The 23621-nt window shown below is 56.1% G+C and carries 21 protein-coding genes; 3 read left to right on the plus strand and 18 right to left on the minus strand.

Going from position 1 to position 23621, the window contains the following annotated elements:
* Positions 1 to 85: 85 nt before the first annotated feature.
* The 6 genes from ACLJPQ_RS14870 to ACLJPQ_RS14895 form a co-directional block, all read right to left on the minus strand.
* Positions 86 to 949, minus strand: coding sequence for a 4Fe-4S binding protein (locus tag ACLJPQ_RS14870; RefSeq protein WP_080184821.1), 864 nt, complete (start codon positions 947 to 949; stop codon positions 86 to 88).
* Positions 949 to 1758: a dimethyl sulfoxide reductase anchor subunit family protein gene (locus tag ACLJPQ_RS14875; protein ID WP_080184820.1), complete on the minus strand. Its 810-nt coding sequence runs from the start codon at positions 1756 to 1758 to the stop codon at positions 949 to 951. The genes ACLJPQ_RS14870 and ACLJPQ_RS14875 overlap by 1 nt, the downstream gene beginning before the upstream one ends.
* Positions 1751 to 2380, minus strand: a complete 630-nt coding sequence (locus ACLJPQ_RS14880; RefSeq protein ID WP_000077436.1) for a DMSO/selenate family reductase complex B subunit — start codon at positions 2378 to 2380, stop codon at positions 1751 to 1753. The genes ACLJPQ_RS14875 and ACLJPQ_RS14880 overlap by 8 nt, the downstream gene beginning before the upstream one ends.
* The gene (locus ACLJPQ_RS14885) at positions 2377 to 4755 is read right to left on the minus strand and encodes a DMSO/selenate family reductase complex A subunit (RefSeq protein ID WP_312038675.1); all 2379 of its coding nucleotides are present in this window, start codon (positions 4753 to 4755) and stop codon (positions 2377 to 2379) included. Before ACLJPQ_RS14885 ends, ACLJPQ_RS14880 begins: the two co-directional genes overlap by 4 nt.
* Before the next feature lie 155 nt (positions 4756 to 4910).
* The gene (gene pbpC, locus ACLJPQ_RS14890) at positions 4911 to 7226 is read right to left on the minus strand and encodes a peptidoglycan glycosyltransferase PbpC (protein ID WP_080184818.1); all 2316 of its coding nucleotides are present in this window, start codon (positions 7224 to 7226) and stop codon (positions 4911 to 4913) included.
* On the minus strand, positions 7227 to 12167 hold the full coding sequence (locus tag ACLJPQ_RS14895) for an alpha-2-macroglobulin family protein (protein ID WP_080184817.1): 4941 nt from the start codon (positions 12165 to 12167) through the stop codon (positions 7227 to 7229).
* 208 nt (positions 12168 to 12375) lie between these two features.
* Between ACLJPQ_RS14895 and sseA the strand changes: the two genes are divergently transcribed.
* A complete protein-coding gene (gene sseA, locus ACLJPQ_RS14900) occupies positions 12376 to 13218 on the plus strand; it encodes a 3-mercaptopyruvate sulfurtransferase (protein WP_017442248.1) in 843 nt (280 codons plus the stop codon).
* Here sseA and ACLJPQ_RS14905 read toward each other — a convergent pair.
* Complete coding sequence (locus ACLJPQ_RS14905) at positions 13198 to 13422, minus strand: hypothetical protein (protein ID WP_001533267.1); 225 nt, start codon at positions 13420 to 13422, stop codon at positions 13198 to 13200. The genes sseA and ACLJPQ_RS14905 overlap by 21 nt on opposite strands.
* Before the next feature lie 41 nt (positions 13423 to 13463).
* Between ACLJPQ_RS14905 and ACLJPQ_RS14910 the strand changes: the two genes are divergently transcribed.
* A complete protein-coding gene (locus ACLJPQ_RS14910; protein ID WP_079915480.1) occupies positions 13464 to 14132 on the plus strand; it encodes a DUF5066 family protein in 669 nt (222 codons plus the stop codon).
* Positions 14133 to 14547: 415 nt separating this feature from the next.
* Positions 14548 to 14664: a small toxic inner membrane protein TimP gene (gene timP, locus ACLJPQ_RS14915; protein ID WP_242618368.1), complete on the plus strand. Its 117-nt coding sequence runs from the start codon at positions 14548 to 14550 to the stop codon at positions 14662 to 14664.
* A 36-nt stretch (positions 14665 to 14700) separates the two neighbouring features.
* On the opposite strand, the gene sseB is transcribed toward timP, so the two are convergent.
* From sseB to trmJ, 11 genes are all read right to left on the minus strand, one after another.
* Positions 14701 to 15477 carry an enhanced serine sensitivity protein SseB gene (gene sseB / locus ACLJPQ_RS14920; protein ID WP_001522413.1) on the minus strand — a complete coding sequence of 259 codons (777 nt, stop codon included), beginning with the start codon at positions 15475 to 15477 and terminating at the stop codon, positions 14701 to 14703.
* Positions 15478 to 15586: 109 nt separating this feature from the next.
* Entirely contained in the window at positions 15587 to 16870 is a 1284-nt protein-coding gene (gene pepB, locus ACLJPQ_RS14925; protein ID WP_000133541.1) for an aminopeptidase PepB, read from the minus strand.
* 53 nt (positions 16871 to 16923) lie between these two features.
* Positions 16924 to 17124, minus strand: a complete 201-nt coding sequence (gene iscX / locus ACLJPQ_RS14930) for a Fe-S cluster assembly protein IscX (protein WP_000523621.1) — start codon at positions 17122 to 17124, stop codon at positions 16924 to 16926.
* 11 nt (positions 17125 to 17135) lie between these two features.
* Positions 17136 to 17471: an ISC system 2Fe-2S type ferredoxin gene (gene fdx / locus ACLJPQ_RS14935; RefSeq protein ID WP_001124466.1), complete on the minus strand. Its 336-nt coding sequence runs from the start codon at positions 17469 to 17471 to the stop codon at positions 17136 to 17138.
* A 1-nt stretch (position 17472) separates the two neighbouring features.
* Positions 17473 to 19323, minus strand: a complete 1851-nt coding sequence (hscA, locus tag ACLJPQ_RS14940) for a Fe-S protein assembly chaperone HscA (protein ID WP_080184816.1) — start codon at positions 19321 to 19323, stop codon at positions 17473 to 17475.
* 12 nt (positions 19324 to 19335) lie between these two features.
* A complete protein-coding gene (hscB, locus tag ACLJPQ_RS14945) occupies positions 19336 to 19851 on the minus strand; it encodes a co-chaperone HscB (protein WP_000384398.1) in 516 nt (171 codons plus the stop codon).
* Between the two features lie 195 nt (positions 19852 to 20046).
* A complete protein-coding gene (gene iscA / locus ACLJPQ_RS14950; RefSeq protein ID WP_000028952.1) occupies positions 20047 to 20370 on the minus strand; it encodes an iron-sulfur cluster assembly protein IscA in 324 nt (107 codons plus the stop codon).
* Between the two features lie 28 nt (positions 20371 to 20398).
* Positions 20399 to 20785 (minus strand): Fe-S cluster assembly scaffold IscU, encoded by a 387-nt coding sequence (gene iscU, locus ACLJPQ_RS14955; protein ID WP_000331704.1) that lies wholly within the window; start codon positions 20783 to 20785, stop codon positions 20399 to 20401.
* Between the two features lie 27 nt (positions 20786 to 20812).
* The gene (iscS, locus tag ACLJPQ_RS14960; protein WP_000775263.1) at positions 20813 to 22027 is read right to left on the minus strand and encodes a cysteine desulfurase; all 1215 of its coding nucleotides are present in this window, start codon (positions 22025 to 22027) and stop codon (positions 20813 to 20815) included.
* Positions 22028 to 22207: 180 nt separating this feature from the next.
* Positions 22208 to 22702, minus strand: coding sequence for a Fe-S cluster assembly transcriptional regulator IscR (gene iscR / locus ACLJPQ_RS14965; RefSeq protein WP_001241346.1), 495 nt, complete (start codon positions 22700 to 22702; stop codon positions 22208 to 22210).
* 159 nt (positions 22703 to 22861) lie between these two features.
* On the minus strand, positions 22862 to 23593 hold the full coding sequence (gene trmJ / locus ACLJPQ_RS14970; protein WP_080184815.1) for a tRNA (cytosine(32)/uridine(32)-2'-O)-methyltransferase TrmJ: 732 nt from the start codon (positions 23591 to 23593) through the stop codon (positions 22862 to 22864).
* Positions 23594 to 23621 lie beyond the last annotated feature (28 nt).

Genomic DNA, 23621 nt, shown 5'->3' on the forward strand with positions numbered 1-23621 from the left:
GCGCGGATTATAAAGAGCATCCCATCAATTGCCTATGGATGCAGGTAACATTTTTTTAAAATAAAATGAGCATTAGCAACAAAAGTTAAAGGCGCACAGCAAACTCAGGGGACTGACACAGCACGCAGTGCGTGTGTTCAGGCGTGAGAGCATGGAAAGTACGTTTGCAGCTTTCGCAGGTGAGCGTATGCACCGCACTATGCCGCGTTGACGCGGGTTCCACGTCAAACCGCAGCCGCAGCGCCTGATGCGGACATACCGCCGCACAGCCGCCGCATCCCGTACAACGCGCCGCCTCTATCGTCAGGGTATTGTCGTCAAACTGGATAACGTTTTCCGGGCAGCTTCGCCAGCAGGCGCCGCACATCCTGCACTCTTGCGGACTGATTTCGGGTACGCATTCGCTGAACGCGGAAAACGCCTGTCTGAGACGCCGTTTCCCCGGCTCGACGGCGCACGGGGTAATGGCGTCGCGCGGAACATGAAACAGAGTACGCCGCGAGGCGTTAATCTCCGCGCCGACAACGTGTTTGAAAGACCAGCCCGGCTCGCCGTAGCGGCGCAGCGCTAAATTTAGCCCCGCCAGCGCCATCAGCCACTGCGCTGATCGCTCCACCGCAATATCAATAAAGCGAATACCGTACTGGCTGTGCCAGAGAAGCAGTTCATCGACCGTTGGCGCCTGTAGCGAAAACGGCCCCACCAACGTATCCCCCTGCACAAAGCGTTTAACCGGTTTGATACCGGTAATGGCGTCAACAGGACAGACAAACAGACAGTCGCCACAGGCTATGCAGCGCGTCGTATCTATGCTGACCTGCCCCTGCGCCAGCGAAAACGCCTGCGCCGGACAAACATCGGCGCAAGCGCGGCAGGAAGAAAAACGAAAGCGACGACGGACGCAGGCCTGCGTCACGTCTACCGCCGGATCGATCGTCAGGTTAACCATCAGCCAATACTAAAGAAGACGTAGCGCAGCATAATCTCGCCGAGAAGCAGCAATACGCTGCCCGCCACCAGCGTCCCTCTGGCGTTTCGCAGACCGCCTGCGGCAAAGCAGAGCATTCCCGCCGCTGAGACACACCAGCCGAGAAGATAGACGTCGCGCAACTGCGCCAGCGCCTGTAGCGGATGATGCGGGAAAGTGACGACCGTCGTATCCACCGCATTAATATCCGCCAGCCATAGCGGCTGCATGATCAGGCGAATCAGCACCATCAGTGCGACCACTATCACAGCGCAGCGCATTGCGGCGCCAGCGTTGCGCAGATAAGCCAGCGCAATGACTACCGAGCCGATAATGCCTGACGTGCCAAAGAACAGCGCCAGCGTGTTGCTATGCTGCCAGGTCGCCACCGAGGCATGGATATAAACCTGCGCCATGCAGAATACATCCACCAGCCCAAACACTGCCGCCAGCGCCAGCAGCGGCTGCCAACCTGGTTTTCGGAAAAACAGCAGCACAACCCCCAGTCCCAGCGCCGCCAGATAAAGGCTGGCAAAGACGATTTCGCGACTCAGCCACGAACTGGCGACATGACGTAACGCGTTTAGCGCATTCAGGGGATAGCCCATGTGCAGCGCTGAAGTAAGCAGCCCCACGCAGGCCAGTACAAACGCCCCCGCCATCGCGGGAAGCGCGCCGCGTGCAGGCACGCGTCCCTCTACGGCGTACTGGCGGCCCAACGCCAGCCACACTGTCACACCCACAGACCCTTGCAAACAGAGCGTAAAAATCAGCAGCGGTAACTCATGCATGGCGTTTACCCTCTTTTTCTGCGCCCTGATGCGCTTTTACAACCAGATTAGGCTTGGTTATGGATGAATCTGGCAGCCCGTTAACGTCGCATACGCTACCGTACTTCGCGCGCAGTTCATCAATCGGACCAAACTTGATGGCCTCCAGCGGACAGGTCGCAACACAGACGGGCGGTTCACCTTTCGCCAGTAAATCAACGCACATGTCGCACTTGGACATTTGGCCAGTCTGCTCGTTAAGCTGCGGCGCGCCGTAAGGGCAGGACCAGGCGCAATAGCCACAGCCGACGCATTTGTCGGTATCAACGCGCACGATGCCGTCGCCCGGGCGTTTATGCATAGCGGTAGTCGGGCAATTTTTGGTGCAGACAGGGTCCGCACAGTGGTTGCAGGAAATGGAAAGCGTATAAGCAAATACGTTATTGCTGACCCCGCCCTGCCCGGTCGGGATGAAACTTCCGCCCTTGACTTCATAGACGCGGCGGAAACGACGGCCTACTTCCAGATTGTTTTTGTCTTTGCAGGCCACCTGGCAGGCTTTACAACCGGAGCAGCGTGAGGAGTCGATGAAAAATCCCAGTTGTTTATCGCTCACCGGCGGGTAATGTGTAAACTGACTCATGCTTTAGCCACCTCCACCAGCATGGTTTGATGTGAATTTCCCTTCGCCAGCGCGGTAATACGGGCCGAGCTGAGGACGTTCGCACAGCCGCCTTTATCAATACCGTTCTCATCCGGCTGCCACCAGGCGCCGGCCTGCATCGCGACAACGCCAGGAATAATGCGCGGCGTCACTTCCGCCGGGATTTCGCAAATCCCGCGTGAGTTATGAATGCGCACCATGTCGCCATGCGTAATGCCGCGCTTTTGCGCATCCTGCGGGTTGATCCACAATGTTTGATGCTGCACTTCAATCAGCCACGGGTTAGCGTATTGCGTTGAGTTGGCGCGGTTTTTTCCTTTCCACGTAATTAACTGGAGCGGAAAATCTTTCGCCAGCGCATCCTCCGGGCCTTCATGCGCGGGAACGTAGTGCGATAACGCCGGGATTTCCGGATGCTGCATGTCGTACAGGCGCTTCGAGAAGATCTCTATTTTCCCTGACGGCGTCGGGAACGGATGATTTTCCGGATCGCGAATATTGTCTTCAAAGGCGATAAATGGCGCGCTTTTGAACAGATGCTGACGGGTCTTTTGCAGCGTGGCGAAATCCGGTAGATTTTCGTCCGGCATCGCCAGGCGCGTCTGTTCCCAGATGTGTTCAATCCACGCTTTCTCATCGCGCCCCTGGCTAAATTCATTCTCAATGCCTAATTTCGCCGCCACCTCACGTAGCCAGTCGTAGTCGGAGCGCCGCTCAAATTCAGGCTCGATCAGTTTTTCAGAGAGTATCAGGTAGCTTGCCGTACCCCAGGTTTCACCGATGTTCCAACGTTCCATAAAGCTGGTTTCCGGCAGCAGTAGATCAGCGTATTTCGCGCTCGGCGTCATAAACAGATCGCTGGCGACAATAAACTGGATCTTTGATTCATCCTCCAGTACGCGTACCGCCTGGTGCAGATCGGGGTTCTGATTCGCCAGATAGTTCCCGGCCAGCGAGAACAGAATACGGATGTTACTGTCCAGCTTATCGGCATCTTTCAGCCCCATATCCGGCGTCACTTTGCTGGCGTCGTCTGCGGCCTGCACCCAGTTCATCACCGAAATTTTGGCTTTTACCGGGTTATCCGGCATCTCCGGACCCGCGGCAAATTTACGGTTAGCGCAGCCGCCGTAACCCGCAGCCCAACCGCCTTTGATGCCGACATTACCGGTAATGGTCGCCAGTAGGGTCGAGCCGCGCGCGGTGCGTTCGCCGCAGTTGTGGCGCTGTGGTCCCCACCCCTGAATCAACGCGGCGGGTTTGGTATTCGCGTAATCACGCGCTAACTGGCGAATGGTTTGCGCCGGCACATGGGTGATCTTTTCCGCCCACTCGGGGGACTTAACGACACCGTCTTTGGCGCCGGTCAGATACGCCACCAGCGATTCGTTAGCCGGTACGCCTTCCGGCATTGAGTCTTCGTCAAAACCGATAGCGTAGCGCGCAATAAATGCGCGATCGTGCAGATTCTCGCTGATGATGACGTACATCATCGCGTCCATCAGCGCATTGTCGGTGGTGGGCAGTAGCGGGATCCACTGATCCGCCAGCGACGAAACGGTGTCGGAATAGCGCGGATCGACCACGATAAACCGCGTACCGTTCTGCTTCATCTTCTGCAAGAAATAGTTGGTATGACCAAAAATGGTCTCCGTCGGGTTATGGCCCCACAGAATCACCAGTTTGGTCTCCAAAAGCGTATCCAGCGAACTGCCGCTGGCGGCAATGCCGTAAGTATAAGGCGTCGCGGCCGCCGTGTTGCCCATACTCACAGAATGGTAGCTTTCGAGATAGCCGCCGGTCAGATTCAGCAGGCGACGCGCCATTTTATCGCCGGAAAAGGTGCCGCCGGAAACGGCGGTGCCAACATGAACATAGCGCGAAGCCGGGCCATATTTTTCAGTAATCGATTTTAAATTATCGGCGATTAAGGTTGTCGCTTCATCCCAGGAAATGCGCTCGAACTTTCCTTCACCGCGTTTTCCTACGCGCTTCATGGGATATTTAAGTCTGTCAGGATGATAAACAAATTTACGGTATGCGCGTCCACGAACACAGGCACGCATCACCGGCATTTGCGCATCCAGCGCATTATCCGGTCGCGTTGAAATTCGCGTCACGATACCGTCACTAACATGCGCCCAAATATCGCATTTGCCCCCGCAGTCAAAAGTGCTGCATGTCTGAACGACTTTTTCCGCAGGCCTGTTTTCAGTTGCCGTCACAGCGCGCGCCTGAGCGGTAGCTGGCGAGGAGACAAAGGGTAACGCAATAAGCGCGGAGCTGGCCTGGATAAAGTGGCGGCGAGAAATAGCGGGCTGTTCGCCATTTCCCTGGCTTTTTATATTTTTCATGATCCGACTCGTCAAATAAAAACCCATTCTCACGTTTTTAAGTGTTAGATCTCTTGATATTTATCAAGCTCCCTCATTGAGGGTAATTCCGGAAAAATTAATAATTCTCATTAACTTTAAATTAAATGAAATTCATAATTTATTCTGAAGAGTTGTTAACGTATTAATTCAAAATTAACCGCTGCAACCTGACCGGACTCATCCATTACGACAAGTTGATAACGTCCAGCGATATTGAGTAATAAAGAAAGGCGATTATTTTCGCCATTAACAGGTTCGCCATTTAAAAACCACCAGCGACGCCCTTTACCGCCGGTAGTCGAGACGGGCAGCGTGACGTTTTCCTGGCCTGGCAATTGCCTGATCACCGCGCCATCCCTCACTCCTGACAGCATTAACGGCGCGGCATCATTGCCCTGTAGCGGCGGACAGTAAGCGGACGCCGCGGGCAAGCGGGCGCTACGTCTTTCCGCAGGCGGCAGCCACGGCTCCAGCGGCCGCGGCCAGACGATAAACGTATGCGCACGCGCCTGCGGACAGTCGGCAGCGACACGCCGCCCCGTATCATCCAGCCAGACCGGGAAACGAATACCGTTGATGTCTTCCTGCTCAGGTAACAGCAGCGTGGGCGGCTGGCTGTCATCGAGAAGCCATGTCGCCAGGCGGCGGCGACAGTTGCTGTCTCCGGCAGGCAGAGTCTGTCCGCCCGGCCAGCAAATGACGCCGCGGCTTACCGTCTGCGGACGCGGATCTTCCGGTAGGCGTCCCGTATGCGCCAGTAACAGATTATTGACCTGGTTAAGCAATGGCACCGCGCTGGCAAAACCAAATTGCCCCACCACAGGCGTGCCGTCGGGTCTGCCTGTCCAGATGCCGATGATATAGCGCGCGTTAACGCCAATAGCCCACGCATCGCGATAGCCGTAGCTGGTGCCGGTTTTCCACGCCAACGGCACAATGCGCGGCAGCGCGTTATCCGGCAAGGGTTGCGCTTCATCCGCCATAATCCGTCGAATGATCCACGCCGCTCCCGGCGACATTAATGGTCTTTCCGACAGCGGATCGTCCGGCTGTAACCGTAGTTTCGCCGCTTTCCCATGACGAGCGAACGCGCTGTATGCCGCCGCCATCTCGTCAAGCCGCGCGCCCGCGCCGCCCAGAATCAGCGAAAGATTGGGCGCCGCGCCAGCAGGCAAATATAGCGGCAGGCCGACGTTACGCAGTTTTGCCGCAAATCGTTTCGGCCCATAGGCTTCAAGCACCTGAACGGCAGGCAGATTCAGCGAGCGTATCAGCGCGTCGCTCATGCTGACCGGACCGTGAAATCCGCTGTCGAAGTTTCCCGGGCGGTAATCTCCGGTGCGGCGCGGAACGTCCTGTAATAATGATGCGGGATGGATCAAGCCGTCATCCAGCGCCAGACCGTACACAAAGGGTTTGAGTACCGATCCCGGCGATCGGATCGCCGTTACCATGTCGACATGACCAAAACGGCTGTCGTCATTAAGGTCTACCGATCCGACCCAACCGCGCACGCTCATATCGGTATGATCGACGACGATCATCGCCAACGAACTGCGTGCAGGCAGCCGCCCTTTCCATGCCCGCGCCAGATCTTCCAGTTGCCGCTGCAATCCGGCGTCCAGCGTGGTCACAATTTTGTCGTTCTGGCTTTTACTCAACATCATTCGGGCAAAAAGCGGCGCCAGTTGCGGCATTTGACGCGGCGCCAGCCAGACCGGTTCTTCACGCGACTCGCGTACCGTTTCGGCAGGCCAGACGCCCTGCGCCGCCATCCGATCCAGCACTTTATTTCGTGCCGCTTCGGCTCTCGCAGGCCAGCGGTCGGGGCGTAACCGGCTCGGCGCCTGCGGCAATACGGCCAGCAGCGCCGCGTCAGCGTAGCTCAGGCGCGCGGGCGGCTTGCCGAAGTAGGCCCAGCTTGCAGCGCCAATACCCTGTAGCGTGCCGCCGAACGGCGCGCGGTTCAGGTACAGCGTCAGGATATCGCGCTTGGACAAATGCCATTCAAGCTGGAGGGCGCGCCAAAGCTGGCGGATTTTACCGCCGAACGTGCGCGAATGCGGGTCCAGCAGTCTCGCCACCTGCATAGTCAGCGTACTGCCGCCGGAAATAACGCGCCCGGCGGTAAGATCCTGCCATGCCGCGCGCGCGACGGAGAAAGGGTTAACGCCAGGGTGCCGCCAGAACCAGCGATCTTCGTAATTGATTAGGGCCTCCAGGTAGCGGGGAGAGACCTCTTCAATCGTCACCGGATAACGCCAGATCCCCCCGGCGTCGGCAAAGCGCCACAGCGGCGTACCGTCATGGGCTACCACGACCCGCGCAGGATGGACCTCATTGAGCGGCAGCGGCCAGAGTTTATCCGCCGCCCATAACGCCAGGAAAATAAAAAGCGGCGCGCCCGCCAGCCACAGCCAGCGGCCACGTTTACCACGCCAACCGTTCATTTAAGGCGTCACAATCAGCAGCCCCTCGCTCGCGCCGGTTGCCCGCCACTGAGGCGCGTACATCGATTCCACCTGCGGTTGCGCAAGCTGGTACGTCCCCGGCGTTACCGCGCGCGCCAGGTAGACCAGCGTCACGGGCTGGCCCTCATTGACAACGACGGCAGCCACAAACCGATCGTCGCGGAATTCCATATACTGAATATCCGCCTGCTGCATCTGATTAAGCAGATTTTGCACTTCGCTACCGCTCTCCGGCAGGCTGGCGCTGCTGTCAGCCAGATTCTGGTTTTCCAGCTCCAGCCCGGCCGGGAGCAGGTCCACCACCAGCGCATCCGGCACATTGCGATCGGCCACTACCGTTAACCAGACCAGCACCAGTTCGCCGCTACGCAACGAGGACAGCGATTTGCGCTGACCATCGGTCCCCAGTATTTGTCGTTCAATCTGCAAAACGTTGCTGGCAGGCTCAGGCGCAGATGAGGGATAGCCGCTGCTATCCAGACGCAGCCATAGCGGCTGGCTACCGGTGTTCGTCACCTCAAGGGCGGCCAGCTGGTCAGCATCCAGATTACGGGTCAGCGCCTTGTCGCCCGCCAGCGGCTGCGCCTCTAACGAGGTCTGCGCCTGCCAGGCGCCCGCGCTGGCCTGTCGCGAATGCGCGGCGAGGAACAAGGCATTGTTCTCCTGGGTAGAGAGCCAGCGCTGACCGAAGGCCTGCTCAGAAAGCGAGCTTAATAGCGCGTTTTGCGCGTCCGGTCTGAGGTTGTTCTCTTCCAGTAACGACAACATCAGAGCGTTATCGCGCAGAGAACTGCCGTAATCCGCTATCCATTGCCGTTCGTCCTGACGCGGCGTATTCAGAGCCAGCGTAATGGCCTCTTCGCCGCGTCTGGCATCGCCCATCGTGTTTAACGCGATGCCCAATTGCATCAGCGGCAGTCCTGAAGCCGCCTGACTACGGCGCTCCCAGATTTCGCGCAGCGCGCCGAGCGGCGCTTTCTGCTGACGCGCCAGTACCAGCGCGGCGTAAGCCTGAGCGGCAAAAGTACTGGCCTGGGTATTATCGCTATAACGAATCAGCATCAGCATCGTGCCGGGATCCTGCAGATAGCGCAGCAGTCGCTCATTGCCCCGGTTAATGGCCTCCGGCGGGACGCTATATCCCTGCTCGCCCGCGCGAATGAGGAAATCCATCGCGTAGGCCGTTAGCCAGGGCTCTTCCGCCTCATTTTCATCCCATAGCGCAAAACCGCCGTTATCACGCTGCATCTGTAGTATGCGGGAGATGCCGATATCCACCGCGGCGCGCCGTTTTTCATCGCTATCGCCGGTAATACCGAGCGACTGCAATTGAGCGGCATTAGTATACAGCGCCGGGAATAACCCGCTGGCGGTTTGTTCCAGGCACCCGTACGGATATGCTTTCAGCTCGCGAATGTAGCGCGCCAGATTGAGCGGCGGTTTTCCGCTTAACAGCAGTTGTCCCTGCAACGTGGCTGGCGAGACGTTTGCCAGATGCTGCTCTGGTACATGCCAGCTCTCTCCCGGCGCCAGCGCAATGCCGCTATTTACCGTTTGGGCAGGCCAGGCCGGACGCACGCCGATTTGCCACTGCTTATGCTGCGCGCCGAGGGTTTCTCCCGGCAGATTCAGACCGCTAATGGTCGCCTGGATTTCGCCTTCGCCAAAACCTTCCAGCGCGCGTACCGGAACGAATAAGGTGGTGCGCACGCCCGGCGCCAGGTTGACCGGTTGCGGCTGTTGACTAAGCAATTCCAGTAACCCACTGGCGGCGAGCGCAATATTCAGCGTCTGCGGACGGTCGGTCAGATTGGTGACGTCCAGCACCAGTCGCGAAACATCCCCTCCCGCCAGAAAACGCGGCATATTCAGCTCGGCAATCACTGGCGCGGCGACAACGACTTTGCTTTCGCCGCGACCAAAATCGTCCGCTGTCCATGCCTGCGCCATAACCCGCAGTTCGCCGTTAAAGTCGCCAATCGGCAGCGTTACGACCCCTTCGCCCTGCTCATTGAGCGTGATCGGCTGCGCCTGCTGCGCGATGATATTGACATGGTTTACCGGCGGTTTTCCGCCGCGCTTAAGGTCGTCGCCATCGCCGCCAAAACGCAACGCCGCCAGCCGCCCCTGCCCTTCAATGACCTGGCCGTAAATATCGTAGATATCCGCACCGTAGCGTTTTTGACCGAAGAACGCCTGCCACGGGTCCGGCGTCGCGTAATCGGTGATATTCAATACGCCGCTATCGACCGCGGAGACCAGCACGTTGATCTGTTTTGGCATTTCGCCGTGTTTAACGCTGGCTTTCACCCTGACGGTGAGCGGCTGATTCGGGCGCATTTTAGCCGGGCTTTCCAGCGCCAGATCGAGGCGGCGGTTTTCATCCCCCAGCGGTAGGTGTAGTAACCCCACGGCGCGTTTTGGCGTCGCGGAACGAGATTTATCGCCGGGACGCACCACCAGCGTACTGAGATAGAGATCGTGGCGATTCCAGGTTTTATCCACCGGAATCGTGAGCTCCAGACCTTGTGCCGGCACATCGATCGCCTGCCACCACAGCGGACCGTCGCTGGACTCCACCATCGCATAACCTTTACCGGCGACCGGCGCGGCGATATGCAATTTCATGGTATCGCCTGGACGATAACTCGCTTTATCCAGTTTGAGGGTGACGCGATCCGGACGCGCCGCGCCGCTACCGTCGCTGTTATCCTGCCAGCTATAGCCGGCCCAGAAACGAACGCTGCTGACCGTCTCATTCGGCGCTTTGACCTCCAGACGGTACGCGCCCCATTCCACCGGGAAGCTGACTTTTCCGGTTTCATCCGCGTTCAGATCCAGCGTCTGCTCGCCCTCCACCAGATCTTTTTGATCAAACTGCGACTGCCAGCCTTCGCTTTCCGACCAGTTCCAGTAATAGTCGCGACGCTCGCGGATGAGCCGCACCTGTAAACCGGACACCGCTTTTTTCTCGCCCTGCGCGTTGGCGTAAACAATATCGAATGCGGCGTTGCTGTCTTCGTCGACAATCGGTTGATTAACGGTGGTATCCGTACGGTAGTCGTATACCGCTTTGGCGGCGAACTGTGGACGAATTCCCGGTAACGTATCGGCAGGCCAAATCGCCTGCTCTACGCGACGAGTGACCGGACGACCGCCAGACTCCAGCAGGCTGGCCTGTAGAATTACCTGCAGCGGCGAATGCGCTTCTTGCCACTGGCTGGCAGCACTCACTTCACCACGTCCGCCTTTATCCAACGTCAGTTGAACTTCGTCCAGGCTGCGCGAAAGATTCTCTTCGGCAATATTGCCGAACTGGAAGCCAGGCAAGGCCGCGACAGCGTCGCGCAGCGGACGCAGGAAAAGTTGCCCTTGCAGGGTATTGCCGTTAGCAGGCGCGCCATACAAGTAATAGCCGACAACGGAGAATTTCACCTCATCCGCAGGCGCCAGCGGTGTTTTTTGCGCCGTCAGGTTGAGCGCCATCCGCTCCGGCATAAAGTCTTCCACGTGGAAATCCCAACTCCGCAGCAAATTATCGCCGGTGTTGGCGCGGACATGCCACAAGCCGGTCGGCGCGTTGATATCCAGCGGATAATTCAAACGGTATAGCCCGTTTTCCGGCTGGCTGACGACGGTGCGCATCACCTGTCCGTCTGGTTTTACCACTTCCAGCTTAACGGGTTGATCGGGCAGCGTTTTACCGTCGCTATCGCGCAGTAATCCGTTGAGGATAACCGTTTCGCCCGGTCGGTAGAGATCGCGCGGGCCGAACATAAAGAACTGCTTGCTGTAGCCGGGCGCGCCAGCGACATTAAATTCCGACAGATCCAGAGCCGGAAGCGTGAGATCGAGCAGCGTGGTCTGCTCCTCTTTACGCGCCAGTAATAGCGCCGCCGCTTTATCAGCTTCCAGTTGCACATGTCCCTGCGCGTCGCTCGTCGCCTGCGCCAGCGTCTGACCTTTATTATTCAGAAGAACGATCTCAATTCCCGACTGCGCCGCGCCGTTTTCCAGGCTTTGCGTAAAGATATCCAGCCGATTATGGTAACGGTGCGCGGACACGCCGATATCGCTAAGGGTAAACAACGTAGCGGCATTACTATAGTTGTAGTGTCCAGCCTGATTCATTACCGCCACATATACGCCCGCCTGTTGCAGCGGCTTAATATCGCTTAATGGCAGCAGCAGTTTCTCACGCGTATTGCGCGCCGGATTAAGATCAAAACGACCGGTATAAACCAGATCCGCCATTTTCAGCAGATGGTCGGACTCCCAGTTAGAGAGAGAACTACGGTACTCCCACTGGCTGACAAATGACGCCAGCGATCCGGGCTTAACGCGGAAAAAGTTCACATCAACATGGTTGACGTTAAGCGCCATGACCGGCAGTCCTTCCGCTATTTTCCCCGGTAGCAGCGATCCCCGGCTGGCAAAGCCGACGCTGGGCTGGACATCACGCGTGGTAATCGTTTTTTCATAAGACTTGCCGAAGGTGGCGTTATTCAGCGCTTTAACGGCGGGATCAACCGTGACCACCAGCACGCGTTCAGGTTCCAGATGACGTAACCTTAGCTCTTTTAAATTTGGCGCCAGCTCCCATGCGCCGTCAACGCTGCCGCTTTTCTTATCAACCACGTGAACCACACGGGAGAAATCCTGTTCAGGATCTAAAGGAATTGAAAACGTCAGCACCAGCGTCGCCGCGCCGTCAAGCTGCGCTTCGGAGGCGTCTAATAGCGTGAGCGCTTTGCCCTGGCTTTGCTGCGCCAGCTTTTGTAGCTGTGCCGGGTCTTGCGCGGGCGAGGGCTGCGCTACGGCTGGCGCTTCGCTTTTAGTCGTCGGGGCGGTTTTATCGTTGTTATCGCATCCCGCCAGCGCCAGCATGATCATGCAGGCCACCACGCGTAAATGTTTCATCTTTCATCCCTGGCCTTAACGGCCTGTCAGCAACGGTTGATGAGATATTATGCGTGAGAAATTTTATTGTGTAAGTCCGTATTACTGTGATGATGCGAAAATTTTACGCAGAAATGTGGTTTCGCCAGCCAAAACAGCCTCTTCTACTTGTCCCTTTTCGGGAAACGTCCGACAATTTGATCATAATCAGGTAACAATGGAGATGCCCATGACCACCGCCTTTTTTGTCGCCGCCGACTGGCTTGCCGAACATATTGATGATCCGGAAATACAGATTCTTGACGCCCGTATGGCGCCGCCAGGACAGGAACATCGTGATATGGCGGGCGAATATCGCGCCGGACATATTCCCGGCGCGCTGTTTTTTGATATTGAAGCACTTTCCGATCGCGCATCGCCGCTGCCGCATATGATGCCGCGCCCGGAAGCGTTTGCGGTGGCCATGCGTGAACTGGGTGTTCGCCAGGATAAACACCTGGTCATATACGATGAAGGCAATCTGTTCTCCGCTCCGCGGGCGTGGTGGATGCTGCGCACGTTCGGTGCCGAGAAAGTGTCCATTCTGGCGGGCGGACTGGCGGGCTGGCAGCGCGACGAATGGCTATTGCGCGAAGGCGAGGAAGCGCATGAAGGAGGCGAGTTTGAGGCGAAATTCACGCCGCAAGCCGTGGTGCGTCTCACCGACGTATTGCTGGCAAGTCATGAAAAAACCGCGCAAATCGTTGACGCGCGTCCGGCGGCGCGTTTCAACGCTCAGGTTGATGAACCGCGTCCGGGACTGAGGCGCGGACACATTCCTGGCGCGCTAAACGTCCCGTGGACGGAACTGGTGTATGAGGGCGAATTAAAGACCACTGACGAACTGAATGAGGTTTTTTTCAGCCACGGCGTGAGTTTCGACAGACCGATTATCGCCAGTTGCGGTTCCGGCGTGACGGCCGCGGTCGTGGTGCTGGCGCTCGCCACGCTGGATGTGCCTGACGTCACGCTTTACGACGGCGCGTGGAGCGAATGGGGCGCGCGTACCGATTTACCGGTTGAACCCGCTTAATATCCGCCATGCCGGATGGCGCTCACGCTTATCCGGCCTACCGTTCAGGCTGATGTAAAACGATCTACAGACATTGTTTTTATTCAGCTCTTTTCCGCTGTCCTGCAAACGGGCATTATTTTCTCTTAATAAAATCCTATTTTTTATCGGTAAATACTTTACGCCGGGTATAAGGAGTATCATCACCGCTGTTTTGGTTTTCACCGGGAAATAACTCCTGTAAATATAATTTTTAAGGATGAAAAATGGATATTTCACTCGCTAATTTAATTGAGTTGGTTAAAAAGGTTAACCGTAATAAGGTACCTACTCCTATGTCTGCCGAGGAAATAAGTCGTCTGCGAGTGCGTAAGTATCGCGATCCGCAAAATACGGAAACCACTGAGTTACCTGAAAGCCTGAAGGCGCTACTGGCCTACGACCGCGATCTACTTAGCAATTATAATATGCCTGTGATTGAAACATTACAAAGATCTATTGATAAAGAGGGAGTAATTCATTCTTACTCCCCTGATGAAGAGGCGTATTACGGCGCTGGCATGGATAGCTCAGGTATTGATATTGAAGATCTGATGCCTGTCTGGAGTAACGATCCCCGTCTTCCGGCATTAATTCGTATCGATCATGTCGGCGATCAGGCCATTTTTATCTATATCACAGAACGGGATGCCAACGGCGAATACCCTATTGCCCGCATGGAACGTAATGAATTCTGGCTGGCGGAGTCTTCTCTGGTGGAATATCTCTATAATATTATTTCGGGCGCTAAAGACATTGGCTTTACCGAAGAGGATTTACATCTTCCGCAATGGAAGGCACTGCAAAAAATGAATGAACAACGCGATGCCGCTTTACTTGACCTGGAGGATTATCATGAGGCGTTTTGGGCAAAACTGGACGCGCTCGTCGATTAATCGACATGATGTCGGGTGGCGCTCACGCTTATCCGGCCTACCGTTCAGGCTGATTTAAAACGAATCTACATAAATTCGGTTTAAGCAGGCCACAAAAAAACCGCTCAGTTGAGCGGTTTTTTTGTGCTGGTCCGGTTCGCGGCCTTTCCAGCAGGCTTTGTTGCCATAGCAACGCAGGCACACCGTAGGGGATTAATACTCCCTTTTAAGGGAGCAAATGTCAATATGATTTACCGGGAAACTATTCAACATTTGAGGTATTATCTTTCCCGGCCCTTTCCGCCGTCTCGCAAACGGGCGCTGGCTTCAGGAGAGGATAACCCATGGCCGTAAGCGCAGGCACACCGTAGTGCCTGCTATCACGGCATTATCGCCAGCGGTGCTGCCGTGATGCGGTCTTCGCAAGGACCGCAACATGAAGGTACGATGCTTTTGTGTCGTGCTTCTTGTTTCTGGCACGTTGTGTCTTCACGCAGACAGAAGCCACCCAGGTAGCTCTGTTCCCGTAACGCTCAACGTCCAGAGCAGGTAAGCCAGGAGGCCGCCCTGTTGGGCGGCTTTCTTTTCTTCAGATGATGCGGTTCTGTTTAAAATCGCGCAGGAACCCGCCCCAGCGGCGCTCGTAGAACGGCGCGATATGCTCAGTGATAAAGTGGCTGATACCCTGCTCGCCCTTCCTCACCTGACAAATATCGATCGGTTCGTCACCCGGTAACGTGTCGGTCGCCACATTGCCCGCTGCGTGAATGATCTCTTCAATATCGCCGTCAGCCTCAATGCCAATCAGCAGATTGGGTTGGGCGTCCGCATGTTCTTTAATCGCGCAGAGAAATGCGCGTTTCACCGGTTTGATGGTTTTAAACAGCGTAGTGAGGGAATCAATCATCTGCGACGGCGGCTCGGCCACTTCGGATAAAATAAGCGACTCGCCGCCTTCCAGCACTTCCTGCGTACTTAACGGACTGCCTTCCTCAGCGAGAAGCAGGCTGATTTCACGCGGCATAAACTCTTTGCCGGTCGGCAATTTAGCGTTGAGGAATAGCGTTTCGCCAAGCGTCATTTCAAACAGCGTGCGCGCCGGCATCACCACAAATGCCTGTTCGTCTTCCACGGCCTGCTGCAGCGCCTCCAGAGAAGTAAAGAAGGGAATGACGGTCGTGCCGTCTTCTTTTTCCCAGTGCTGCAAATCCAGAGCGCTGTCTTCCACAATCGCCTCGCCTTCGGCAGCGCTGCCCGGCACCCAGACGGTGGACTCCAGTAAGGTACGGAAAAATGCCGGACGATGCGCGGGCTCAGTCGCCGCTTTCTCCAGCAAGATTTCTAATTCATTTTTAGTTTCGGACATAGGAATCACAAATTATGTATATGGGTTGTAGGCCTGATAAGACGCACGGCGTCGCCATCAGGCAAAATGCCGGGTGGCGCCTCGCTTACCCGGCCTACAAAAACACCGTTCAGGCGGTCAGCAAATTCGCGATGGTGCGCACACCCAGACCGGTTGCCCCGGCAGCCCACTGCTCAACCGGCGCTTTGCGATAAGTGGCGGAACAGTCAATGTGCAGCCAGCCTTCGCGGTAATTTTCAACAAAGTGCGACAGAAAACCCGCGGCGGTGCTTGCCCCAGCGGGATACGCCGCGCTGCCGGTGTTGTTCAGTTCCGCAAAGTTAGACGGCAGCTGGTTACGGTGAAACTCCGCCAGCGGCAGACGCCAGAACGGTTCATTCTCTTGCGCCGCGCTGGTCAGCAAGCGCCCCGCCAGCGTATCGTCAAAACTGAATAGCGCATGATAATCGTTACCCAGCGCCGTTTTCGCCGCGCCGGTTAACGTCGCCATATCAATGATTAGCTGCGGGTGTTGTGCGCTGGCGTCAATCAGGCCATCCGCCAGCACCAGTCGCCCTTCCGCATCGGTATTCATGACTTCGACATTCTTGCCATTACGGTAGCGAATAATATCGCCCAGTTTAAACGCGTTGCCGCTGATCAGATTATCGGCGCAGCACAGGAACAGTTTTACGCGTTTATTCAACCCACGGGTAATGGCGAACGCCAGCGCGCCCGTTACTGTCGCCGCGCCGCCCATATCGGATTTCATTGAGTCCATAAAAGCGCTTTGTTTGATACTGTAGCCGCCGGAGTCAAAGGTGATACCTTTACCGACCAGGCAGGCATAAACCGGCGCATCTTTGTCTCCCGTCGGGTTGTAATCCAGCGCCAGCAGTACCGGTGGACGCTCAGAACCACGGCCTACGGTATGCAGCCCCATATAGTTCTGCTCGCGCAGATCTTCGCCTTTGGTGATACGGTAAGTGACGCTATCGCACGCGACGCTGCACAGCAGATCCACTGCGCGCTGCGCCAGTTGCTCCGGCCCAAGCTCTTCCGCCGGAGCATTAATGGTGTCGCGCACCCAGTCAATAATGGTCAGGCGGTTATCCAGTTCCTGACGTTGGGCATCGTCTAAATCCGGCCACATTACGGTACGGACGCCTTTTGGTCCTTTGTAACCCGCCCAGAATGCCCAACAACGCTCGGTATCCCATCCTTCGCCTGTCAGCGCGACCTGTTTTATTCCCAGGCCGTCGATTTTACGCGCCGCACGCTGGATCAATCCCAGATCGTCTTTACCGTTAAGATGCAAGGTAATACCGTCGTTATTAATACTGTAAGTGGCTTTATCGCCCCAGCGCGCATCGGCAGGCTGCGTGGAAAGCGTAATTTTCATGGCTTCTGTCATTGTTATTTTCCTTATTAGCAAACGGGCCGCCGTAGGGCAGCCCGTTATTTGACTTACTCTGCTTCATCCAACCAGACTAGCAGAATCGCCTCCAGAATTTTTTCATTGGATGCGTTAGGGTCGTCGTCAAAATCGTCCAGTTCGCAGATCCACTGATGCAGATCGGTGAAACGAACGGTTTTAGGATCGACATCAGGATATGCGTCGTATAACGCTTCGCCGATCTCGCGGCTATCGGTCCACTTGAGTCCCATACTACCCTCTGTTAATGCTCACGCGCATGGTTGATTGTGTAACGTGGAATTTCGATAACCAGATCGTCGTCGGTAACGCGGGCCTGGCAGCTCAGTCGACTTTCCGGCTCCAGCCCCCACGCTTTATCCAGCATATCGTCTTCTTCTTCCGAACTTTCCGGCAAGGAGTCGAAGCCTTCACGTACAATACAGTGACAGGTGGTGCAGGCGCACGATTTCTCACAGGCGTGTTCAATCTCGATGCCGTTGCGCAGCGCAACGTCAAGAATGGTTTCACCGGTCTCAGCTTCCAGAACTGCGCCATCCGGACAAAGATCCTGATGAGGCAGAATAACAATCTTCGGCATGTTAAACCTCGTCTACGGAATGGCCTTTCAACGCGCGACGAACCGACTGGTCCATGCGGCGAGCGGCAAATTCCTGGGTTTGTTTATCTACGTTTTTAATGGCTTGTTCTATGGCGTCAACATCATCGCCTTGTGCGACCGCGCTTAAATGTGCGGCGGCATCATCAATGCATTGACGTTCTGCGGCGCTTAACAGCGCGGCGTCGGCAGTTAGCGCGCCGGTCAAACTTTCCAGCACGCGCGCGGCTTCGACTTTTTGCTCCGCCAGCATACGCGCTTTCACGTCCTGCTCGGCAAAACTCATGGAATCCTTGATCATCGAGGCGATTTCGCTATCGGTCAGGCCATAGGAAGGTTTGACCTGAATGGAGGCCTCGACGCCGGTGGATTTTTCCATTGCGGTGACGCTCAACAGGCCATCGGCGTCTACCTGGAAGGTCACGCGAATATGCGCCCCGCCCGCCGGCAGCGGCGGAATCCCGCGCAGCGCAAAGCGCGCCAGCGAACGGCAGTCCTGCACCAGTTCGCGTTCGCCCTGCATCACATGGATAGACATCGCGGTCTGACCGTCTTTGAAGGTGGTGAAATCCTGCGCGCGCGCCACCGGGATAGTGGTGTTGCGCGGAATGACTTTTTCCACCAGGCCACCCATCGTTTCCAGCCCAAGAGAGAGTGGAATCACGTCCAGCAGCAGCATTTCGCTGTCCGGCTTGTTGCCGACCAGAATATCGGCCTGAATCGCTGCGCCGATAGCGACCACTTTATCCGGGTCGATAGCGGTTAACGGCGTGCGGCCAAAAAATTCGCCCACCCGCTCACGCACCAGCGGTACACGGGTCGAACCGCCGACCATGACCACTTCCAGAACGTCCTGGGGATCAACGCCGGCATCTTTCAATGCGCGACGGCAGGCCAATAGCGTGCGCTTAACCAGCGCGGAAATGAGATCGTTAAACTGCTCGCGAGTGATCTCCCCCTGCCAGCCCGCAACGTTAACGCTAACGGTATCGGCATCGCTTAAGGCGATTTTCGCCGCAATCGCGGCATCCAGCAGTTCGCGCTGAACGCGATTGTCGCTACGATCGGCAATTCCCGCCTGCTCGCGAATATAGTCCGCCAGCAGATGGTCAAAGTCGTCGCCGCCGAGCGCAGAATCACCGCCCGTCGCCAGCACTTCAAACACCCCGCGGCTCAGGCGTAAAATAGAGATATCGAAGGTACCGCCGCCGAGATCGTAAACAGCAATAACGCCTTCTTTGCCTGAGTCCAGACCGTAGGCAATCGCCGCTGCCGTCGGTTCGTTGAGCAGGCGCAGTACATGCAGGCCCGCCAGCCGCGCGGCGTCTTTCGTCCCCTGACGTTGGGCATCATCGAAATAGGCGGGAACGGTAATCACCACGCCATCCAGCTCGCCGGAGAGCGATTCGCTAGCCCGCGCGGCCAGCGCTTTGAGAATATCAGCCGATACGCGTACCGGATTGAGCAATCCAGCCGCCGTGTCAATCATCGGCAGCCCATTAACGCTTGCCTTAAACCGGTAAGGCAGATGCGGATAGCGCGCCTGGATATCCGCCAGCGAGCGTCCCATCATGCGTTTCACAGAGCTGATAGTGTTGGCCGTATCCTGCGCGGCATTGTCACGCGCAGCGTAACCGACCGTATGGCCCTGCTGCTGATAGTGAACCACTGAAGGCAACAGGTGGCGCCCTTCGTGGTCAGGCAGAGTTTCCGCCTGGCCGCTGCGAACCGTCGCAACCAGAGAGTTGGTAGTGCCTAAGTCGATGCCCGCCGCCAGACGACGCTGATGCGGCGCGGCGCTCAGACCAGGCTCACTAATTTGTAATAAGGCCATGTTAGATTCCAGTTAAAAATCGAGCAGCTTTTCTTCGAGTTGTTCTGCGCTGCTTCGCAGTTTATCGAGAAACCGCAGTTTGCGCACCGTATCCGCCGCCGCGTCCCACGCGGCGTTGTCCAACTGTTCCACCATTTGCTGAAGACGAGCATCAAACATCTTTTGTACGCGTTTGATGAAGCTTTCCAGCCGCACGTCGTCTTTTGATTGTTCGATATCGTCCAGCTCTTCGCGAAGCGTGAGTTGTTCCATCAGAAACGCGGTGTCGCGTACCGTATGTTGCTCGCTGGCCAGATCGAACCCGTGTAAGGAAAGCAGATACTCCGCGCGCGTCAAAGGGTGACGCAGCGTTTGCCAGGCCTGGTTGATCGTGGCGGATTGCTGGACGGCGGCAAGCTGCTGCGCCTGAGTGCCGTTGGCAAATTTGTCAGGGTGATACTGGCGTTGCAGATCCTGAAAACGAAGGCTCAGCGCCTGGGTGTCAATCTGATAACGGGCTGGTAAGCCAAAGAGGGTGAAGTAATCCATAACATTCTCAGGGATAGCCTGTCAGAACAAACCCCACACGCAGGCGACCACGGTGGGGTTATACCTTCTTACTTCGCGCCGCAGATGCGTTGTCTGCGCGGGTTCCCCCAGTCATTTACTCAAGTAAGCGCCTGGGGATTCACTCGCTTGCCGCTTTTCTACAGCACGAATGCTCGGTATAACAGCGGAACACGGTTACACGTGGAAGCTTTCGCCGCAACCACACTCATCTTTCACATTCGGGTTGGAGAATTTAAACCCTTCGTTCAGACCTTCTTTTACGAAGTCCAGCTGTGTACCGTCCAGAAATTGCAGGCTCTTGCCGTCAACCACTACCTTAACGCCTTTGTCTTCAAACACGGTGTCTTCCGCCGTTGGCTCGTCAACAAATTCCAGTACATAAGCCATACCTGAGCAGCCGGAGGTTCTCACGCCCAGACGCAGACCAAACCCTTTACCACGGTTGGCCAGGAAGGTATTAACTCGCGCTGCTGCACTGTCGCTAAGTGTAATCGACATAACAAAACCTCAATGTTAACGTTCTATTTTATTTCGCTTCGCGTTTGCTTTTGTAATCCGCAATAGCGGCTTTAATCGCGTCTTCCGCCAGAATAGAGCAGTGAATTTTCACCGGCGGCAGCTCCAGTTCGTCTGCAATGTCGGTGTTTTTAATCGCCTGCGCTTCGTCCAGGGATTTTCCTTTCACCCACTCCGTTACCAGAGAACTGGAGGCGATAGCGGAACCGCAGCCGTAAGTCTTGAAGCGCGCGTCTTCAATGATACCTTCATCGTTAACTTTAATCTGCAACTTCATAACGTCGCCGCAGGCCGGAGCGCCAACCATGCCGCTTCCCACGTTATCGTCGTTGTTGTCAAACGACCCTACGTTACGCGGGTTCTCATAGTGATCGATTACTTTTTCGCTGTAAGCCATTATAAATTCTCCTGATTCCGATACCGATTAATGATGTGCCCATTCGATGCTGTTCAGATCCACACCCTGCTTGTACATTTCCCACAGTGGAGAAAGGTCACGCAGACGGCCAATGGATTTACGAACCAGATCAATGGTGTAGTCGATCTCTTCTTCAGTGGTAAAACGACCTAAAGAGAAACGGATAGAGCTATGCGCCAGTTCGTCATTCATGCCCAACGCGCGCAGCACGTAGGACGGTTCCAGACTGGCGGAGGTGCAGGCGGAACCGGAAGAGACCGCCAGGTCTTTCAGCGCCATGATCAGCGACTCGCCTTCAACGTAGTTAAAGCTCACGTTGAGAATGTTTGGCGCGCCCTGCTCAAGGTCGCCGTTCAGGTAAACTTCTTCAATATCTTTGATGCCGTTCCACAGACGGTTACGCAGACCGCGCAGACGGGCCATTTCGGTCTCCATCTCTTCTTTCGCGATACGGTAAGCTTCGCCCATGCCGACGATCTGGTGGACAGGCAGAGTACCAGAGCGCATACCGCGCTCGTGCCCGCCGCCATGCATCTGCGCTTCAATGCGAATACGCGGCTTACGACGCACATACAGCGCGCCAATGCCTTTCGGACCATAAATTTTATGACCGGAGAAGGACATCAGATCCACTTTCAGTTGGCTCAGGTCGATAGGCAGTTTGCCCACGCTCTGGGTGGCGTCAACGTGGTAGATGATACCGCGCGCGCGGCACATTTCGCCGATGGTCGCGATATCCTGCACCACGCCGATTTCGTTGTTCACGTGCATGATGGAAACCAGAATGGTGTCGTCACGCATCGCTGCTTCGAGCTCGTTGAGATCGATGATGCCGTTGCGCTGCGGCGCCAGGTAGGTCACTTCAAACCCTTCGCGCTCAAGCTGACGGCAGGTGTCCAGCACCGCTTTGTGCTCGGTCTTGCTGGTGATGATGTGCTTGCCTTTTTTCTGATAAAAGTTGGCAGCGCCTTTAATCGCCAGGTTATCGGACTCCGTCGCCCCTGAGGTAAAGACGATTTCACGCGGGTCGGCGCCGACCAGTTCAGCAATCTGGTTGCGGGCGATATCGACGGCTTCTTCAGCCTGCCAGCCGAAACGGTGTGAACGAGACGCCGGGTTCCCAAAGGTTCCGTCCAGGGTCAGAAACTGCATCATTTTCTCGGCAACACGCGGGTCCACCGGCGTGGTTGCGGAGTAGTCGAGATAAATCGGTAATTTCATTGCTCTTAAACTCCGTACATCACTCAATGCAAGGAATCAGGCAACCGGCTGGATGTACGACCGTGTTGACGGGACGTCCGCGTCCCGGCCTGATTCTGAATTCTTTTTTACGCTTCATCCTTCAGACGACCGCGGCATTCACCGCATGAGGCCGCCAGAAGAGATGGCGTAATATTTTAATTAAGCGCGTAATTTAACGTCGATAGCGTCCTGCGCACGACCGCTGGCGCGCGGCGCGTCATGCGTGTGCTGGCGACCAGACACATCCAGAACTTCCTGGTTATTCACCAGCTCGCCTAAAGTAATATTGTTGAGAAAACCGGTCAGACGATCGCTTAAATCACGCCACAGCGCATGGGTCAGGCATTTATCGCCGCCCTGGCAGCCGCCTTTGCCCTGGCAACGGGTCGCGTCAACGGATTCATCAACCGCGCTGATCACTTCGCCGACCGCGATACTGCCAGCATCTTTACCCAGCAGATAACCGCCGCCCGGCCCGCGTACGCTGGAAACCAGACCGTTTTTACGTAAACGGGAAAATAGCTGTTCCAGATAAGAAAGGGAAATCCCCTGACGTTCAGAAATATCAGCCAACGGTACCGGGCCCGCTTCGGAGTTGAGCGCAACGTCTAACATTGCGGTCACGGCATAACGCCCTTTAGATGTCAGTCTCATGTCTTACTTAACCTCAAACTCGCCCCTGCCCGGGGTTTTTTATTGTAAAATGGGGGTATTGCATAGCAGGGACAAGTCTGACATTCCCGAGTAATTTGGTCAACTATTTACTTGAGTAAATTAGTCAGGTATTTAGCGTTCCGTGCGATATTAACGCGGTTACTTGCCTTTATTCTGCTGCTCAATAGACGCCAGAATCCCACGCAGAATATTCAACTCCTGGCTTTCCGGGCGGGCGCGGGTAAACAGACGGCGCAATTTATTCATCACCTGCCCCGGATGGTTTTCGCGAATAAAGCCAGTGGAGAGCAACGTCTGCTCCAGATGGCCGTAAAAACGTTCAAGATCGTCCACCAGCGGATACGGTGTCTCTTCATGATCTGCCGCGTCGCCGTTTTCCTGCGTCGCCAGCCAGGCCATGCGGACTTCATACGCGATGACCTGTACCGCCATCGCCAGATTCAACGAGCTGTACTCCGGGTTAGCGGCAATAGCGACGTGATAATGGCATTTTTGCAACTCATCGTTAGTCAGCCCGACACGCTCACGACCAAAAACCAGCGCAACCGGCGTATTTGCCGCTTCCACCACGCTTTTTAAGCCGCACTCGCGCGGATCAAGCATCGGCCACGGCAGAGTGCGGGAACGGGCGCTGGTGCCGACCACCAGGCTACAGCCAGCCAACGCTTCATCCAGCGTATCGACGATCTGCGCATTACCGATCACATCGCTGGCGCCTGCCGCCAGGGCGATGGCCTGGGAGTCCGGTTTCACCAACGGGTTTACCAGCCACAGGTTAGTTAAGCCCATGGTTTTCATAGCGCGAGCCACGGAGCCCATATTGCCGGTGTGGGAGGTTTCCACCAGCACAATTCGAATGTTTTGCAGCATTGTCTTTCTTCAGCTAAAGATTATTCTG

It is taken from the genome of Salmonella sp. SAL04213 (assembly GCF_046550535.1).
Taxonomy (GTDB): domain Bacteria; phylum Pseudomonadota; class Gammaproteobacteria; order Enterobacterales; family Enterobacteriaceae; genus Salmonella; species Salmonella enterica.